The organism is Ensifer sp. LC11 (assembly GCF_001695835.1).
Taxonomy (GTDB): Bacteria; Pseudomonadota; Alphaproteobacteria; order Rhizobiales; family Rhizobiaceae; genus Ensifer.
Map to the genome: position 1 here is coordinate 54,032 of NZ_MBSO01000056.1, position 17,007 is coordinate 71,038.

The window sequence follows — 17,007 nt, forward strand, 5'->3', positions numbered from 1 at the left end:
CCATGCAGCAGAACCTTCTAATCGACATTGCCCGCTGGCGCGACCGTCCGGGCTTTCGCGGCATTCCCTCCGTCTGCTCGGCCCACCCGCTGGTGATCGAGGCCGCGATGCTGCGCGCGCTTCAGGAAGATGCCGCTCTCTTGATCGAGGCGACCTGCAACCAGGTCAACCAGGATGGCGGCTACACCGGCATGACGCCTGCCGATTTCACCCGTTTCGTCGCTGGCATCGCCGATCGCGTCTCGTTTCCCAAGGACAAGATCATCCTCGGCGGCGACCATCTCGGCCCGAACCCGTGGAAGCATCTGCCGGCTGCGGAAGCGATGGCCAAGGCCGAAACGATGATCGAGGCCTATGCGAAGGCCGGCTTCACCAAGCTGCATCTCGATACCAGCATGGGCTGCGCCGGCGAGCCGGTGGCTCTGCCCGACGCCGTGACGGCGGAACGTGCCGCCCGGCTTGCGGCTGCCGCCGAAGCCGCCATTTCCGGCGAGAACGGTATCGCCCCGGTCTATATTATCGGCACCGAAGTGCCGGTTCCGGGCGGCGCGCTCGAAGAGCTCGATACGCTCGAAGTCACGGCGCCGGAGGCAGCGATCGAGACCGTGTCCATTCATCGCCGCGCCTTCGAGAAGGCCGGCGCTGCCGACGCCTTCGGGCGTGTCGTCGGCGCGGTCGTACAGCCGGGTGTCGAGTTCGGCAACGAGAACGTCATCGCCTATGACAGGCCAAAGGCGGCAAAGCTCAGCGCCAGCCTGAAACAGCTCGACGGCATCGTCTTCGAGGCCCATTCGACCGACTACCAGACGCAGGAGGCGCTGCGCGACCTCGTTTCCGACGGCTTTGCCATTCTGAAGGTCGGCCCGGGCCTGACCTTTGCACTGCGCGAAGCGCTCTACGGCCTCGACCAGATCGCCGCTTTCCTTTTCCCGGAGGCGCGCAAGCAGACGCTGGCAATGGTCACCGAGACAGTGATGCGCGAAGAGCCGGCCAACTGGGGCAAGTATTACCATGGCTCGGCCGAAGCCCAGCGACTGCAGCGGCATTTCTCCTACAGCGACCGCATCCGCTATTACTGGCCGCACCCGAAGGTCGCTGCATCAGTCGAAGAACTGCTTGCGCTGCTCAATGGTGTGATCATCCCGGAAACCCTGATCAGCCAGTATCTTTCCGGCAGTTACGAGCGTGTACGCGACGGCAAGGTTGCCCCCGAAGCAAAACCGCTGGCACTCGCCTCGGTCGATGCTGTTCTTCAGGAATATTTCTCGGCCTGCCGAGCTTAGAGCGGGACAGGAAAAAGTGCACGCGGGCTTTCGCCCGCGTGCTGCTCTCACCGATCAGAAGCGGGTCATGCATTCGGTGAATATTTGCCAGCCGGTACTGCCTATCCCCTCGAAATGAACCTATAAACGAAATCAAAACAATATGGGGTGCAGCGACCGTGGACAGACAGATCAAGACCATGGAGGATTTTTCGGAGTTCGTCGGCCTGTCGCGGCCAACGGTCTCGAAATACTTCAATGATCCAGGCTCGGTCCGCAAGAAGACCCGCGACGCCATCGAGGTGGCAATCAAGCAGTCGGGTTTTCGGCCGAACATCTTCGCCGTCAACTTGAACCGCCGCCGCACCAATATCCTCGGCGTCATCGTCCCGAACTCGACCGACCCGTTCTACATGGCGTTGACGCGCCGGATCGAGCACATCGCCAACCAGGCCGGCTTCCTCGCCTTCGTGCTCTCCTCCGACGGACGGCCGGAGATGGAGGAGCGGGCGATCGAGACCTTCAAATCGATGAACGTCGCCGGCGCCATCATCGCGCCACTCGGCGTGCAATCGCATCACAAGACGCTGACGGCGCTCGGCGAGAGTATTCCTTTGATCTACGTGGACTCGCCGCTCGACGACAGCTCCTCCTTCGTCGGCACCGACAACCGCCAGAGCTTCCGGCTGATGGTCGATTATCTCTGCCGCTCGGGAAGCCCGCCCTGTTATCTCGGCATGCCGCCGGTCAACAACAACGCCTTGGCCCGGCGCGACGCCTATCTGGAGGCGATGCAGCAGCTGAAGATGGAGCCGGCGCTGGTTACGACCACGCCGAACGGTTCCTGGGACTTCGAGAAGTTCGGCTTCGACGAAACGCTGCGTATCCTCGGCTCCGGCGGCTTCCCGACGCAGACGGTGCTCTGTGCCAACGACCGCGTCGCCTTCGGCGTCATCGCCGCCGCCTTCCAGTCGGGCCTGAAGGTCGGCCGCGACGCCGATCTGCGCGTCGCCGGCCATGACGACCATCCGCTGTCGCGCTACACCTGCCCGCCCTTGACGACGGTGGCGCAGAACTACAACGAGATCGGCCGGCTGGCGATCGAGCTCTTGCTCTTCAAGCTCGGGGAGACGTCAGACGACGGCGGCGCCTTCCCCGAGGACGAGCGTATTCTCTTGAACGCCGAGATCATGCTGCGCGGCTCAGCCTAGAAAACCCAGCAAAGTGCGACGCAGTTTTCGCTGCAATCGCCTCCTTCGAAGAGCCTCGGCCAAACCGGCGGCCGATCCGCAGTTCATGAGCGGCGCGCCAAGGCGAGGACCCGATCGGTCGTCAGGATGTCGCCGAAGGTGTCATCGATCGTCGCCAGCGACGCGCGGTGCAGCACGGCATGCGGAACGACATCGTCGTCACCCGTATCGAGATCGCGCGTGGCACAGGCATCCCCTGCCACGATGACGCTGAAGCCGAGCGGCACGGCATCGCGCGCGGCACCGGCGACGCAGGCATGGGTCATCAGCCCTGTGATGACGAGCGTATCGATCCCGGCTTTCTCGAGTTGCTGGCCGAGGTCGGTGCTGGCAAACACGCTCACCGAAGACTTGCGCACCACGGCATGGTTGGCAGCCGGCTGAATGTCCCGGTGAAAAGCAACGGTCGCGCTGTCCTCGGCAAAGACTGGGCTGCCGGCCGGGGCAACATGCTGGACATGGTAGACCTTCATGCCATCAGCGTCGGCGCGCTTGATCAGCCTCTTGGCATTTGCAAGCGCCTTTTCCCCATCCGGGATCGGCATGCGGCCCGAAAAATACTCGTTCTGGAAATCGATCGCCAACAGGGCGGTCTTGCGAGGATCCAGGCTTTCGGGCGTGGGGGCACCGGCAATGGTACGAATGGTCGGGTGTGTCATGGGAGGTTCCTTTCGTGTTCTGACGCCCGCGAAAATCGCCAAACCACCGGCATCACGAAAGTGGCCTGAATGACAATATGTGATAGGTTCCGGCCAAACTTACAGGATCGGGATCGCCTGAACATGCACACCATCGCCGTCGTCGCCTTCGAGGGCATCAGCCCGTTCCATCTCTCCGTGCCCTGCATCGTCTTCGGCGACGACCTGTTGAAGCTCGGCGTGCCGCGCTACCGGCTGCTGATCGCCGGTGAAAAGACCGGAACGGTCCGCACCATGTCCGGCTTTCACATCGAGGTGGAGCATGACCTCTCGCGCCTTGCCGAAGCGGACACGATCGTCGTGCCGGCCTGGGACGATCCACGTAACCGCCCTTCGGCAGATTTGCTGAAAACACTGCGGACCGCCCACGCCCGCGGCGCCCGGCTCGTCGGCCTCTGTCTCGGCACCTTCGTTCTGGCCGAGGCAGGCCTGCTCGATGGACGCACCGCCTCGACACACTGGGCCTGGGCCGACGAATTCGAGCGCGCCTATCCCGCGGTCATGCTGAACCGCAACGCGCTCTACATCGACGAGGGCGATATCCTGACTTCGGCCGGCACGGCCGCCGCGATCGACTGTTGCCTGCACATCGTGCGCAATGACCATGGCGCCGAGATTGCCAATCGTATCGCCCGCAGGCTGGTCGTAGCACCCCATCGCCACGGCGATCAGGCGCAATACATCGAGGCGCCCCTGCCCGCTCCGGGCAGCGGCGACCCGCTGGGCGCAACGATCGCCTGGGCGATCGAACATCTGGGCGAGCCGCTGTCCCTGGAACGACTGGCGGATCACGCCGGCATGAGCCTTCGCAGTTTCACACGGCATTTCCGCAGGAAGACGGGAACGACCTTTACCCAATGGCTTCTCATGCAACGGCTTGCGACCGCGCAACGTCTGCTTGAGACCGGCTCCTGCTCGGTCGATCACGTGGCGGAGATGGCGGGCTTCGGCTCCACCGTCTCCTTCCGACAGCATTTCACCCGGACCTTCTCGATCTCGCCAGCAAGCTATCGGCGGCAGTTCCGGGAGAGACCAGCACTCGAAGCTGCGCCCTGAAGCGCGCAACCTCAAGGCTGGAGAACATCCCTCAGGATATGCAGCCCCGGGCGCTCGCCGGCAGCGGCTGCCGGCGCACCAGGGCCACCAGCATCGGCACGGCGACCGTTGAAACAACGGCGGCGCAAAGGAAGAAAGCGGCGTAGCCGAAGCGCTCGGCGATCCAGCCGGCGCCAAGACCGCCGGCCATGCCGACGAGGCTGTCCATGCACTGGAACAGGGTGAAGTCGACGCCCGCCTGCCGCGGATCGGCCCAGCCCATGAACTGGGCGTAGAGCGCGACGAAACCGATCGCCATTACGCCCGAGGAACTGGCGACCGCAAGCGCCATCACCACCGGGCGGGACACATCGCCCGACGCGCCGACATAGGCAAAGGCGATAAGCATCGTCACCTGCAGGAGCAGGGCGCCGATCAGCACGGTGCCGGCACCGCACAGGCGCACGAGCAGTCCGCCGAAGAGCGCGCCGCCGAAACCGACAAGCATGCTGCCGACGCCATTGAGGACCCCGACCGAGGCGAGGTCAAAGCCGTAATCGATGAGGAACGGCCCAAGCATGGCGAGGCCCCATTTTTGCGCCGAGACGTAGACTGCCGCAAGCAGCAGACCTTTGCGCACCTCCGGGCGCCGCAGCGCGGCTTTAAGCGACGGGACATGGCTGCGGGCCTCGCTCGTCGGGCGCGAACCGGGGCCGAGCAGGAAGGGAAGGCCAAGCGCCAGCACGACGACCGCCATGATCCACACCGCCGGCGCCCAGCCGAGACGATCGACCAGAACGAGGAACAATCCAGCACCGATCGCCGAACCGACATAGGAACCGCCAACCTGGGCGGCGTTGCCCCAGCCGTGGTGTTCTTCGGCCAGGGTCTCGACGGCAAAGCCGTCGCAGGCAATATCGACGGTCGAGGTGAAAAGCGCGATGAACACCAAACAGGCGAGCACGGGAGCAAGCCGCTCCGGCCCGAGCAGGCCCAGGACCGCAAGCATCGTGGCCGAAAACGCGCCGCCGACAAGAATGACCACTGCCGAGCGATTGCGGCCAGCCGCCGGCAGGCGGAAACGCTCCACCTGCGGCGACCACAGGAACTTCAGCGCCCAGGGCAAGACCGTGAGGTAGACGAGGCCGATCTGGTCGAGCGGCAGCCCTTGGGTCCGGAGCACCGCCGGTGGACCAAGCATTGTCAGCCCGCCGATGACGCTTTGCGCCACATAGAGCCCGCCGACCGCAAAGAAGATCGCCGCCGGCGACGGCGCTGTTGACGGCTTGGCCTCAATCGCCATCAGAAGCGGTAGCGCACGCTGGCAACGACCTTGCGGCCTTCGTCGAAGTAGCAGAAGCCCGTGGTGCAGAGCTGCTCGACCTCGTTGAAGAGATTGGTCGCGTTGAGCTGCAGGCGGACGCCCTCGAAGTTCGGATTGGCGGCGCCGAGATCATAGCGGACCGACGCATCGACGAAGGTGCGCGCTTCGTTGTTGAGAACGGGCGTGTGAACGTTGTCGCCGAAGCTCGATCCGACATAGCGCACGCCGGCGCCGACACCGAGCCCTTCGAGCACGCCGGACTGCACCTCGTAGTCCGCCCAGAGCGAGAACATGTGGTAGGGCGAAGAATTCAGCTGATTGCCGAGCGTCTCGGAGGTCAGCTTGGTGATCTCGACGTCGTTGTAGGAATAGGAGGCGATGAAGTTCCAGCCGTTGTCGAGCGACGCCGTGCCTTCGAGTTCGAAACCGCGCGACTTGAGATCAAGCTGGCGCAGTAGGTTCAAGCCCGAGGATGTCTCATAGACGGTGGCGCTCTCCTGGTCGATGTCGAAGACAGCCGCGGTGATCGTCGCGTTCTGGCCGGGGATCTCGTACTTGATACCCGCTTCCCATTGCTTGCCGAGCGTCGGCATGGCCGGGGTATCGCTGCCGCCAAGGTTGATGATCACGCCCGGGTTGGAGACGAAGGCGGTGCCGTAGCTGACATAGGGCATCATGCCGTTCGCAAGCACGTAGCCGAGGGCGGCGCGCGCGGTCGTTTCGCTGTCGTCGCGGTTGAAGCGCCTTCCGTCGACCGCATATTTGTTGTCGACCCAGTCGTGCCGCAGGCCCGCCGTCAGGCGCCAGGCCTCATATTCGATCTGGTCCTGGATATAGATGCCGATGCCGCTCTGCGATTGCTTCTGGGTGGAGGTCAGCGCCGGCACATAGGTGAAGTCGTCCCTGAACAGATCCGGTCCGCTGCCCTGCTTCGAGGTGTATTTCATGTAGCTGTAGTCGACGCCGGCAATCAGCTGATGGGCGGCACCACCGGTGTCGAAGTCGAACTTCAGATAGGTATCGCTGGCAACGCCGGTATTGTCCTCGACGGTCAGGCCCGGATAGTTGGCGAAGACCCATTCCTGCCGCGTCGAAATGTCGGAATAGCGCAGCTTGTGAAAAAGCGTGACGCTGTCGCTAAGCTCATGCTCCAGCTCGTAGCCGATGCGCGCCTGCTTCTGGGTGAAATCGTTGAAGCGCGCATCGCCGCCATAGGTCGGGATCGCGCCGATCGACTTGCCGTCCGGCCCGTAGCGGTTGAGATAGCCCCAGGTGCCGCCGGTGGTCGAATCCATGTACTCGCCAAGCAGGGTGAACTTGGTGCCCTCGTCCGGCTGCCAGGTGAAGGCGGGTGCGATGAACAGGCGGTCGTCCTTGACCGCCTCGATCTCGGTGCGACCATCGCGCGCAAGCCCGGTCATGCGGTAGAGCATGGTGCCTTCGTCGTCGAGCGGCCCGGAAACGTCGAATGCGCCCTGTACCCGACCGTAGGACCCGTACTGCACTTCGACCTCGCGCAGCGGATCGCTGGTCGGCCGCTTCGAGACGATATCGACGATGCCGCCGGAGCTGCTGGCGCCATAGATCGAGGCCGCCGGACCACGGAGCGTGGCGATCGCCTCGACGCCATAGGGCTCCAGCCGGAAGAGACCGTTCGGGCTCGATATCTGCCGGAGGCCGTCGCGGAAGATGCCGGTCAGCGTGAGATCTATGCCGCGCACCTTGAAGGCGTCGAAGCGCGGTTCGGCACCGTACTGGCCGACGCGGGCGCCAGGCGTGTAGTTCAGCGCCTCCATCAGGTTCTGTGGCTTCAGGTCCTGCAACTGCTTCTGGCTGATCACCGACATCGACTGCGGCGTCTGCATGACAGGCGTATCGGTCTTGGTCGCGATCCTTGCGGATTTCGCCACATACCCGTCGGTCTCAACGATGCCTTCTGCGCCGGTACGCTCCCCGGTCGCGGTGATCTTTTCGAGCTGCGTCGTGCCGTCCTTGACAACGGCGCCGGTGGTGATTTCCGCATCGGCCGGGTCGAAGATCTGAACGGTCTTCGCACTGACGACCCGGTAGCCAAGCCCGGTTCCCTGCAGCAATTGCGCGACCGCCGCTTCGGTCGAAAGCGTGCCATTGACGCCCTTGGTCGCCTTTCCCGTGGTCAGCGCGCTCGGATAGAGCATGCGCAGGTCTGCCTGCTGGCCAAGCTTCAGGATGCCCGCTTCGAGGGACCCCGCGGAAACGGATATCGACCTTGGCGCCGATATCGCGACCGGTGCCGTCGTCGCCTCGGCCTGCGCTGCGTTCGCGCAGGCGATGAAAGAAACACTGGCAAGCGCCAGCCGTGCGAAAGAACGGCGCCGTGAACCGCGACCCTGCAAAATTCTCATCCGAGATCCCCTACTCAACTCCTGGGCGGGCCGCCTGCCTGGGCGAGACACGGAAACTGAGCGATTTCCGTCCACCTCAGGCATTTGCGACATTGCCACTGCTGACTAAGAGCGCGGGGGACGCGATCTCCTGACGTCATCAGGAAGATTTTTCTGCCTAACGGGATTGGACGACGACCATGAGGCCGGACAGCCTGATGACGCGCAGCGGCAGGCTCGCCTCCAGCACCCGCAGGGCGTCGTCGGTATCGTGCAGATCGAAGATGCCGGAGACTTCGAGCGCGCCGGCCGCTTCGTCGATGAGCAGGATGCGGCCGCGACGGTAGCGCTCGAGCGTGGCGAGCACGTCGCGTAAGGGTCGGCGCGAAAAGACGAGCTTGCCGTCACGCCAGGCGGTTCCGGCAGCGACATCCACCTTCGACAGGGATATCCGCCCCTGCTTGTCGATCGTCGCCGCCTCGCCGGCGCCGAGAACCGCTTTCTGGCCGGCCGCCTCGACCTCGACGCGGCCTTCCTCGACCTGCACGCCGGCTGCCCGGTCGGCACCGGCCGTTCCGACCGAATAGCGGGTTCCGAGCGCCATCGCACTCAAGGCGCCATCTTCGACCACGAAGGGCCGCGACGGGTTCTTCGCAACGGCAAAAAAGGCTTCGCCACGCAACAACTGCACCGTTCTGCGGTCCTGCCCGTAGTGAACAACGAGGGCCGTGTCGGTGTTGAGGTCGACCTCGGTTCCGTCCTCCAGCGTGATGCGCCTGATCTCGCCGACGCCGGTATAGTAATCGGCGCGCCAGCGGTCGCCGTAGGGTGTCGTCAGCGACAGGATCGCGACACCCGCCGCCAGACAGAGCCCGACGAAGCCGCCGACCCGGCGGCGGCTTTGCGCACGCAGTTCCCCGAGCCGCCCCTCGGGGATCGGCACATCTCCGAGATCGCCCCAGAGCGCCCGCAACTCGTCGTAAGCCCGCTGGTGATCCGGATGCTGGCCAACCCAGCGCTCGAATGCCTGGCGATCCACTTCCGTCGCATCGTCGGACTGAAGCCGCGCGACCCAGGTCGCAGCCGCTTGCAGAATACTGTCGTCGATGGTCTGGCGACTGCCGCTCATTCACGTCTTCCGGTCGAATTGAAAATGCCGTCGGGCGATCCTCAAAGAATCGCTCTCACCATCTTAGAGTTGAAACGACGATTTTGCCTGACGTTCGCTCAGAAAATAATCTCGGCGCGCATCTTCCGGCATTCAAGCAGCGCCCGGATGATGTGTTTTTCGACCATGTTTCTTGAGATGCCGAGCTGCTCGGCGATCGCGCCGTTGCTTAAGCCATGCAGGCGGCTGAGGATGAAGACCTGCTGGCAGCGGTTGGGAAGTCCCTGGATGGTGCGCGCCATGATCAACAGGCACTGGCGGGCGTTGACGATACGGTCCTGAATGGGGCGATCTTCCGCGTGCTCCATGCCGTCTTCGTCGGCGACAAACAATGCCTGCTCCCGTGCGGCACGCTCGGAGGCGACCCGGGCAACAGAGCGAGCAACCTGAAACAGATAGGCCTGCGGGTTCTCGATCAGCGTCGAGCGCGATGCCTCAAGCATACGCATGAAGGTCTCCTGGGTGGCATCGACCGCGTCTTCGCGATTTCTCAGGCGCCGACTGAAGAAACGGCGGATCCTGCCTTCCTCCCGCTCGTGAAGCCCCTGCACCATCGCATCGGTCATCAATCTGCCTCTCCAGCGCGGGCTTTCGCACCGCCATCACAAACGTGCGGCGCCCGGTCGCCGCCGTTATCTTGAATACTTTACTCATGTTTCATAGGCGAAGCGGAGGCGCGCTGCAATGCGGCGGCGATGCGGCAGGAAGACCGAAACCGTGACGGAGCAGGTCGAGCCGTACATTAGGAAAGAACTGTTGCATGAGGGCCACGGCGACCGACCGTTGGAGCGACCGTGGCCGCCGGCGTCAATTTCGTCCGCTGCGCGCGAACATGGTCTCGATGGAACTCAACTCCGAGGCGAGGTGATCGATCAGCAGCCGCACCCGGCGCGGCTGGACGCTTGCCGGCGGGTAGACGATTTGCAATCCCGTTTCGCCGGCAGCGAAGGTCGCGAGCAGCTCGACAAGCGCGCCGGAGGCAAGGTCTTCCGCGATGTCCCAGACGGATTTCAGCGCAATGCCATGACCGGCACGGCACCACTCCGCCACCAGCCCGCCGTCATTGGCAACGCGCCTGCCGCGCACCATCACCTTGTGCGGCTTGCCATCGACCTGAAAAGCCCATTCACGGTCGAGATTGGCGCCGAAGCGCATGACGATGCAGTCGTGGCGGGAGAGATCATTCGGATGCTCCGGCCTGCCTTTGGCCTCCAGGTAGGCCGGAGCTGCGCAAACGACGCGCCGGTTCTCGCCGAGCGTGCGCGCGCGAAGCGTGCTGTCGGCCAGAACGCCATGGCGGATGGCGAAGTCCATGCCCTGTCCGACGAGGTCGATGTAGCCATCGGTGAGGTTGAGGTCCACCGTCACATCTGGATGTTCGGCGAGAAACCGATCAAGGATCGGCACGATGTAACGTCGCCCCATGTCCTCCGGCGCGCTTAAGCGGATCGGTCCGGACACCGTGCGCGTGCCCGAGCGGATTCCAGTCTCGAGTTCGTCGGCCTCCGCCAGCAGGCGACGGGCGCCATCGACCAGCAAGCGCCCCTCCTCGGTCAGGCTGATCGCCCGCGTGGTTCTTTTCAGGAGGGCTGCGCCATAGTGCGCTTCGAGTGCCGCCAGCCGCTCCGAAACGGAGGCGGGCGACAAGCCCTTCTCGCGCCCGGCGGCGGAAAGCCCGCCCTTTTCGACAATCAGAAGAAACAGAGCCAGATTGTCGAGCAGCATTTTTCGCTTTCTCCGAAATATAATTTTGGAACTAAGCCAATTATCCGGATGTGCCGCAATAGCTAATTTCCTCCTCGAAAGGAGACGCGCCATGCAGCTCGACCATGTGACCATCCGCACAGGCGATATCGACGGAACGCGCGCGTTCTTCGAAACGATCTTCGATTTGACCGTCGGCGAGCGTCCGTCGGCCATCCGCCGTATCCCCGGCCACTGGCTCTACGCCGACGGCAAGCCGATCGTGCACATCATCGGCAGCTACGGCAGCGGTTGCGACCGCGCGGCCGAAGCGATCGATCACGTCGGCTTCCGGCTTGAAGGCTACGCCGCCTTTCGCGCCAGGCTCGACCGGCTCGCGATCCCCTATTCGACGATGGACCTTGCCGACATCGGCGAGCGCCGGCTGTTTCTGCGCACACCCGGCGGTCCGTTGCTCGAAGCCGTCTTTTCCGAACCCGTTCCCCCCATTTCCCCGGAGCATGACCATGACCTTCAATGACAACACCGTCTCCGTCGTCATCGGCGGCACCAGCGGCATCGGCGCCGCCGTCGCAAGCGCGCTGAGCCAACGCCCTGGCCGGGTCGAGATCGCCAGCCGCGCCACCGGCCTCGACATCGCCGACGCCGCTTCCGTTGCCGCCTATTTCCGCAAGCTCGGACCGATCGACCACCTGATCGTCACAGCCGGCTCCGCCGCTCCCGGCGGCGCGGTCGCCGATGTCGATCTGGACGCCGCCAAGGCTGCCTTCGACGTCAAGTTCTGGGGCTCGCTCGTCCTTGCCCGCGAGGCTGCCAAGATCATGCGCCTCGGCGGCACCATCACCCTCACCTCGGGCTTTCTCGCCCGCCGGACGGTTCCCGGCACCTTCGTCAAGACGGCGATGAATGCCGCCCTCGAAGCCACGGCGAAAGTGCTTGCCAAGGAGCTGGCGCCGCTGCGCGTCAATGTCGTCAGCCCCGGGCTCACGCAGACGGAAGCCTATGCCGGCATGGCCGGCGAAGCCCGCGACGCCATGTTCGATCGCGCCGCCTCGACCCTGCCGGCCCGCCGCCTCGGACGACCTGAAGATATCGCCAGCGGCTATCTCTTCGCCATCGACAACCCCTTCGTCACCGGGTCGGTCGTCGACATCGACGGTGGCGCCCTCATCAACTGACATATCGCCACGCGCCTTGGCCGTTTCCGTACGGCCGCCTTTCACAAAGGATTTGCTGATGTCGCCGACACTCTTCTCCCCGATTTCTCTCGGTGCGCTAACGTTGCCGAACCGCATCGCGCTTGCGCCGATGACACGGGCGCGCAGCAGCCAGCCGGGCAATGTGCCCAACGCCTTGATGGCCGAATATTATGCCCAGCGCGCGTCGGCCGGCCTCATCGTCACCGAGGCCACCCAGATATCGCCGCAGGGGCAGGGATACTCGTTTACACCCGGCATCCACTCTCCCGAGCAGATTGCCGGATGGCGGCTCGTCACCGACGCCGTGCACCGTGCAGGCGGCCGCATCATGCTGCAGCTCTGGCATGTCGGGCGCATGAGCCACGCGAGCTTCCACGAAGGTGGTCGCCCGGTTGCGCCGTCGGCCCTCTCCCCAGGTGCCAAGGTCTGGGTGGCCGATCCGAAAACCGGCATCGGTACGATGATCGATAGCCCGGTGCCACGCGCGCTGGAGGCGGACGAGATCGCCAGCATCGTCGATGATTTCCGCCAGGCGGCCGCCGATGCCATCGCTTCCGGCTTCGATGGGGTCGAGATCCACGGCGCCAACGGCTATCTGATCGACCAGTTCCTGCGTCGCTCGTCCAACCAGCGCGACGACCGCTATGGCGGCCCGGCCGAGAACCGAATTCGTTTCCTGGTCGAGGTGGCCGAGGCGGTCGCGGCGAAAATCGGCGCATCGCGCGTCGGCATCCGGCTTTCGCCCTATATCACCCAGCGCAACATGGAAGACGACGAGATCATCCCGACGATCCTCAAGGCCGCAGTCGAGATTAGCCGTGTCGGCCTTGCCTATATCCATCTGGTGGAGGCCGACTGGGACGATGCGCCTGAAATCCCCGACAGCTTCCGCCGCGATCTGCGCGCCACCTATTCCGGCCGGATTATCGTCGCCGGTCGCTACGACAAGGCGCGGGCGGAGGCGATCCTTGCCGCGGATCTCGCCGACATCGTCGCATTCGGCCGTCCCTTCATCGCCAATCCGGACCTGCCACGCCGGCTGAAGGAGGAGCTGCCACTTGCAAGCTTCGACGGCGCCAAGCTTTTCGGCGGCAACGCCGAGGGCTACTCTACCTACCCGGCGCTGGAGAACGTCGCATGACCGGACCATTGACTGAGCGCGAACGAGCGGAGGCCGCCATCAACGATCGAATCGGAACCGAACTCGTGCACGAAGGAGCGGGTTTGCGCGTCTGGCACCTCAGGCTGCAGCCGGGCGAAACGCTTGGTCCTCACCGTCACGACCGGCCGTATTTCTGGACGGCCTTGACCGACGGCACGGCGCGCGCGCGCTCGGGCGATGGAAGGACCACCGACGTCATCTACCGTGCCGGCGACACACGCCATTTCAGCGACCTGACGCCGGCAACCGCCTTCGTGCACGATCTGACCAACACCGGTGACGCCGAACTCGTCTTCGTCACCGTCGAGTTCGCACCTGAAGACCATTCGCCCGCCAATAGGAGCAAGCCATGAAAGCCGTCGCCCTCACCCGCTATCTGCCGGTTTCCGACCCGGACGCTTTCCTCGATGTCACCCTGCCGAAACCGGTGCCGCAGGGACAAGACATCCTCGTTGCCGTCGCGGCCGTCGCCGTCAATCCGGTTGACGTCAAGATGCGCGCACCGAAGGACAAGATCGAGGAAACACCGCGTGTGCTCGGCTGGGATGCAAGCGGCGTGGTCGAGGCGGTCGGCCCTGATGTGACGCTGTTCAAGCCCGGCGACCAAGTCTACTACGCCGGCGATCTGACGCGATCGGGCTCCAATCAGCAGTATCAGCTGGTCGACGAACGCATCGTCGGCCGCAAGCCGAAGAGCCTTTCCTTTGCGGAAGCCGCCGCCCTGCCGCTGACGACGATCACCGCCTACGAGGCTTTCTTCGATCGCCTCGGGATCGACCGGGACGGCGCCGATCGCGGCCAGTCGATCCTGATCGTCGGCGGTGCCGGCGGCGTCGGCTCGATCGGCATCCAGCTTGCCAAGCGCGCCGGCCTGACCGTCATCGCCACGGCCTCGCGGCCGGAAACCATCGCCTGGGTGAAGGAGCTGGGTGCCGACCATGTCGTCAACCATCGCGAGCCGCTGGTCGAACAGGTGCGAGCGCTCGGCTTTACCCATGTCGACCACATCGCCATCTTCAACGACATGCGCCATTGGGATGCCGCGGTCGAACTGATCCGCCCGCAAGGGGGCATCGTCTCGATCGACAACACCGACGTGCCGATGCCGATGGCCGGCATGAAGACCAAGGCGGCAAGCCTGCACTGGGAGTTCATGTTCGCCCGCCCGATGCATCAGACGCCGGATATGATCGAGCAGCACCGGCTTCTGTCCTTCGTCGCCGACGAGATCGACGCAGGCCGGCTGAAGACGACGCTGGCCGAGGTGCTGTCGCCGATCAACGCCGCAAACCTGCGCGAAGCCCATCGCCGCATCGAGACCGGCGCTGCCAAGGGCAAGATCGTGATCGAAGGTTTTGGCGGCTGAAGTCTGGTCCAACCGCATCGCCGCCCGCGCGAAACGCTGGCGGCGCGATTAGGTAAAATCGCTCGCCGCGACATAGATCGCGGCGAGCGCCTCGAAACCGGCCTGGTCTTCAGCACCGAAGCGGTCGGGCGTAGGGCTGTCGAGGTCGAGCACGCCGAGCACCTTGCCGTCCGTCACCAGTGGCACGACAAGCTCGGATCGAGACGCGGCATCGCAGGCAATATGGCCCGGAAAGGCATGAACGTCGGGAACCAGCATCGTCTGCTTCTGCGCCACGGCACTGCCGCAGACGCCCTTGCCGACCGCAATGCGCACGCAGGCGACCTTGCCCTGAAACGGTCCAAGCACCAGCTCGTCGTTCGACCGCAGGAAGTAGAAACCGGCCCAGTTCAGATCCGGCACCAGATCGAAAACGAGTGCCGAGAGGTTGGCGGCATTGGCGATGAAGTCGCGCTCGTCGTGCAGGAGGCCGCCGAGCTGGTCGGCAAGCTCACGATAGAATTCGGCCTTGTCACCGGTTGCGATCGTCTTCGAGGCAAACACAGTCCTACCTTTCAAATCTGGGCCTGATACCGCTCGCCAAGCGTTGCAGCCCGCCGACAAGATCGCGCCCCATGCCGGATTTGGCTGAGCAATACACCAACCGCGGACACAGCAAAATTGCGGCATTAGGTAGCAAAAGCCACCAGACCTGAAATGGCATCCCGACTACCCTGGTTTCCGGTGAAAACGGAGCCTCGAATGAGTGTAGCGTACGAGTTGAAGCAGAAACGAGCCGCCTTGACTGACAGGCTGCAGCAGCTTGAGAGAGAGCGGGTCGACATTCAAGAACTGATGAGAGCGCTGGACGGCGTCATCCTGAGCTACGAGTCCGACTACAAGGCATCTGCGCTAACGGGGTCTGAACAGGGGAACCGCTCTCGAAAGGCCAGACGCTCGTCGTCCGAGGTGAAAGCGGCCATGAACGGCGTAAACAAGCGCCAGGCCGTCTTGGAGGTTCTGCGCGAAGCAGGGGAACCTATTTCTGTGACTGACTGCGCTGCGAAGTTCGCCGCCAAGCTCGGCATCCCGAGCGAGCCAGCCGATCTTTCTGACATCGCGCACCGTCTGTCGGCAGTCCTGACCCAATTGACGACTGCGGGACGCGTGCGGCAGTCCGGCCAGTTTGACGGCCGTAAGGTTCTCTGGGAGATTGCCGTTTAGCCTTCCCAGATCAGGTCCGGCGGCTTGTTGCCCTGCCAGTATCCGCACAGATACCGAGATGTCGGGCGAGACAGTGCCCTGCCCAGCACCTGGAACGTATGGCCGCGGTTGCTCCTCACCTGGCGGCAATCCTCACGCCACGCGAGCTCGGCCACGTACCAGTCGAAGTATTTCAACGAAAACCGATGGTGGATGCCGACATAGGCCCGTTGGACGCGCGAGAAGAAACTCTCGACCTGGTCGGTGTTCGTGCCATCGTCGGTCTGATAGGCCTTTGAGTGGTTGACGCGCTCCAGCTTGTTCAGACCAGCCAGGTCGTTATAGCTACCGTGCTCGTCCGCGAAGACCGCTGCCTCCCGAGACACGTGATCTCGGACGGCCGCCCAGGCGGCATCGCCGTCCTCGTCTCGGATGATACGGGTGAACGTCTGCCCTCCCAGTCCGCGTTGGCGGATCGCAAGAGCGCACAGCCGCTTCATGTTCTGGTATTTCTTGAGGCGACGATCGATGCGATCCTCGGCCTTGTTTTCAGGACGGATGTGGCCGCCAGCGTACTTGCCGTCAATCTCGACCTCGCCATCGAGTACCATCTCCTCCCTACGCCATACGATGGCCTCTCGCAGCTTCATGAGGAGGACCCAGGCGGTCTTGTATTGGACGCCGATCTCGCGCGAGAGCTGGAGCGCAGCCTTGCCTTTCACCGAGTTCGCCGAGAACCAGATGGCGATGAGCATCTTCTTGAAGCTCAGCTTCCGCGCATGAAAGACCGTGCCCGAGGTGACGCTGAACACGGCCTTGCATGTCTTCTCGGCACACTTGAAGCGGTTGCGGCTCATCGTGTGGCAGCACAACGTTCCGCACTTGAGGCAGTAAGGCTCGCCCTCCGTCTGGTGCCAGCGCAGGCGCTTAAACCAGTTGTAGGCAGTCGCATCCCGCATCTTGGCGAGATCGAGCACCGTCAGCGTTCGGCACTCTGGCGAGAGCAGGAAATGCTGGCCCTTGGGCGTGTCGTCGGGGTTCGCCACGGCTCAACCCCTCCGCCATCCGGAAGGCGGCTGGGCGTATTTCCAAGCCCCCGACCAACACACTGACGGTCGACACCTCGGCGCGGGAGCGATGGGCAATGGCAGCGGTGGCGATGAGGGTCATGTTCAGACTCCAGAGGTCGACGGCAGGCACAGCAGATCGGCGGACGAAAAAGGCCGCGGGAGATCAGAGCTGTATTCGTATCATCCTGAACATGATCCAGGTTCTTATCTGGACTTCGCGTCGA

Annotated in this window: 17 protein-coding genes; 9 read left to right on the forward strand and 8 right to left on the reverse strand. The window is 63.9% G+C overall.

What is annotated here, in order from left to right; translation table 11 throughout:
- Positions 1-2: 2 nt before the first annotated feature.
- Positions 3-1,283, forward strand: coding sequence for a D-tagatose-bisphosphate aldolase, class II, non-catalytic subunit (locus BBX50_RS25800; RefSeq protein ID WP_065778143.1), 1,281 nt, complete (start codon positions 3-5; stop codon positions 1,281-1,283).
- A 179-nt stretch (positions 1,284-1,462) separates the two neighbouring features.
- The gene (locus tag BBX50_RS25805) at positions 1,463-2,473 is read left to right on the forward strand and encodes a LacI family DNA-binding transcriptional regulator (RefSeq protein ID WP_065778308.1); all 1,011 of its coding nucleotides are present in this window, start codon (positions 1,463-1,465) and stop codon (positions 2,471-2,473) included.
- Positions 2,474-2,556: 83 nt separating this feature from the next.
- Here the strand turns inward: BBX50_RS25805 and BBX50_RS25810 are convergent, their stop codons facing one another.
- Entirely contained in the window at positions 2,557-3,171 is a 615-nt protein-coding gene (locus BBX50_RS25810; protein WP_065778144.1) for an isochorismatase family protein, read from the reverse strand.
- Between the two features lie 123 nt (positions 3,172-3,294).
- Between BBX50_RS25810 and BBX50_RS25815 the strand changes: the two genes are divergently transcribed.
- The gene (locus BBX50_RS25815; protein ID WP_065778145.1) at positions 3,295-4,266 is read left to right on the forward strand and encodes a helix-turn-helix domain-containing protein; all 972 of its coding nucleotides are present in this window, start codon (positions 3,295-3,297) and stop codon (positions 4,264-4,266) included.
- Between the two features lie 31 nt (positions 4,267-4,297).
- Here BBX50_RS25815 and BBX50_RS25820 read toward each other — a convergent pair whose 3' ends face one another.
- The 5 genes from BBX50_RS25820 to BBX50_RS25840 all read right to left on the reverse strand — a co-directional run bounded on the left by BBX50_RS25820 (position 4,298) and on the right by BBX50_RS25840 (position 10,825).
- Positions 4,298-5,548, reverse strand: a complete 1,251-nt coding sequence (locus tag BBX50_RS25820) for an MFS transporter (protein WP_065778146.1) — start codon at positions 5,546-5,548, stop codon at positions 4,298-4,300.
- A complete protein-coding gene (locus BBX50_RS25825; protein WP_065778309.1) occupies positions 5,548-7,746 on the reverse strand; it encodes a TonB-dependent siderophore receptor in 2,199 nt (732 codons plus the stop codon). The genes BBX50_RS25820 and BBX50_RS25825 overlap by 1 nt, the downstream gene beginning before the upstream one ends.
- 364 nt (positions 7,747-8,110) lie before the next feature.
- Entirely contained in the window at positions 8,111-9,061 is a 951-nt protein-coding gene (locus tag BBX50_RS25830) for a FecR family protein (protein ID WP_065778147.1), read from the reverse strand.
- A 98-nt stretch (positions 9,062-9,159) separates the two neighbouring features.
- Positions 9,160-9,666 (reverse strand): sigma-70 family RNA polymerase sigma factor, encoded by a 507-nt coding sequence (locus BBX50_RS25835; RefSeq protein WP_065778148.1) that lies wholly within the window; start codon positions 9,664-9,666, stop codon positions 9,160-9,162.
- Between the two features lie 241 nt (positions 9,667-9,907).
- Positions 9,908-10,825, reverse strand: a complete 918-nt coding sequence (locus BBX50_RS25840; RefSeq protein WP_065778149.1) for a LysR family transcriptional regulator — start codon at positions 10,823-10,825, stop codon at positions 9,908-9,910.
- Between the two features lie 91 nt (positions 10,826-10,916).
- Here BBX50_RS25840 and BBX50_RS25845 point away from each other — a divergent pair, with 91 nt between their 5' ends.
- Genes BBX50_RS25845 through BBX50_RS25865 form a run of 5 tightly spaced genes read left to right on the forward strand, consistent with a single transcriptional unit; the run spans position 10,917 to position 14,531 of the window.
- Positions 10,917-11,324, forward strand: coding sequence for a glyoxalase (locus BBX50_RS25845; RefSeq protein ID WP_065778150.1), 408 nt, complete (start codon positions 10,917-10,919; stop codon positions 11,322-11,324).
- On the forward strand, positions 11,311-11,982 hold the full coding sequence (locus BBX50_RS25850) for an SDR family oxidoreductase (RefSeq protein WP_065778151.1): 672 nt from the start codon (positions 11,311-11,313) through the stop codon (positions 11,980-11,982). The genes BBX50_RS25845 and BBX50_RS25850 overlap by 14 nt, the downstream gene beginning before the upstream one ends.
- Positions 11,983-12,040: 58 nt before the next feature.
- Positions 12,041-13,144, forward strand: coding sequence for an alkene reductase (locus BBX50_RS25855; RefSeq protein ID WP_065778152.1), 1,104 nt, complete (start codon positions 12,041-12,043; stop codon positions 13,142-13,144).
- On the forward strand, positions 13,141-13,518 hold the full coding sequence (locus tag BBX50_RS25860) for a cupin domain-containing protein (RefSeq protein ID WP_065778153.1): 378 nt from the start codon (positions 13,141-13,143) through the stop codon (positions 13,516-13,518). Before BBX50_RS25855 ends, BBX50_RS25860 begins: the two co-directional genes overlap by 4 nt.
- Positions 13,515-14,531, forward strand: a complete 1,017-nt coding sequence (locus BBX50_RS25865) for a zinc-binding alcohol dehydrogenase family protein (RefSeq protein ID WP_065778154.1) — start codon at positions 13,515-13,517, stop codon at positions 14,529-14,531. The genes BBX50_RS25860 and BBX50_RS25865 overlap by 4 nt, the downstream gene beginning before the upstream one ends.
- Before the next feature lie 48 nt (positions 14,532-14,579).
- Here BBX50_RS25865 and BBX50_RS25870 read toward each other — a convergent pair whose 3' ends face one another.
- Positions 14,580-15,074 (reverse strand): GAF domain-containing protein, encoded by a 495-nt coding sequence (locus BBX50_RS25870; RefSeq protein ID WP_065778155.1) that lies wholly within the window; start codon positions 15,072-15,074, stop codon positions 14,580-14,582.
- A gap of 198 nt (positions 15,075-15,272) precedes the next feature.
- Here BBX50_RS25870 and BBX50_RS25875 point away from each other — a divergent pair, with 198 nt between their 5' ends.
- On the forward strand, positions 15,273-15,734 hold the full coding sequence (locus BBX50_RS25875) for a hypothetical protein (RefSeq protein ID WP_065778156.1): 462 nt from the start codon (positions 15,273-15,275) through the stop codon (positions 15,732-15,734).
- Here BBX50_RS25875 and BBX50_RS25880 read toward each other — a convergent pair.
- Positions 15,731-16,759 carry an IS1595 family transposase gene (locus BBX50_RS25880; protein ID WP_065778157.1) on the reverse strand — a complete coding sequence of 343 codons (1,029 nt, stop codon included), beginning with the start codon at positions 16,757-16,759 and terminating at the stop codon, positions 15,731-15,733. The two genes, BBX50_RS25875 and BBX50_RS25880, sit on opposite strands and share 4 nt — an antisense overlap.
- Positions 16,760-17,007 lie beyond the last annotated feature (248 nt).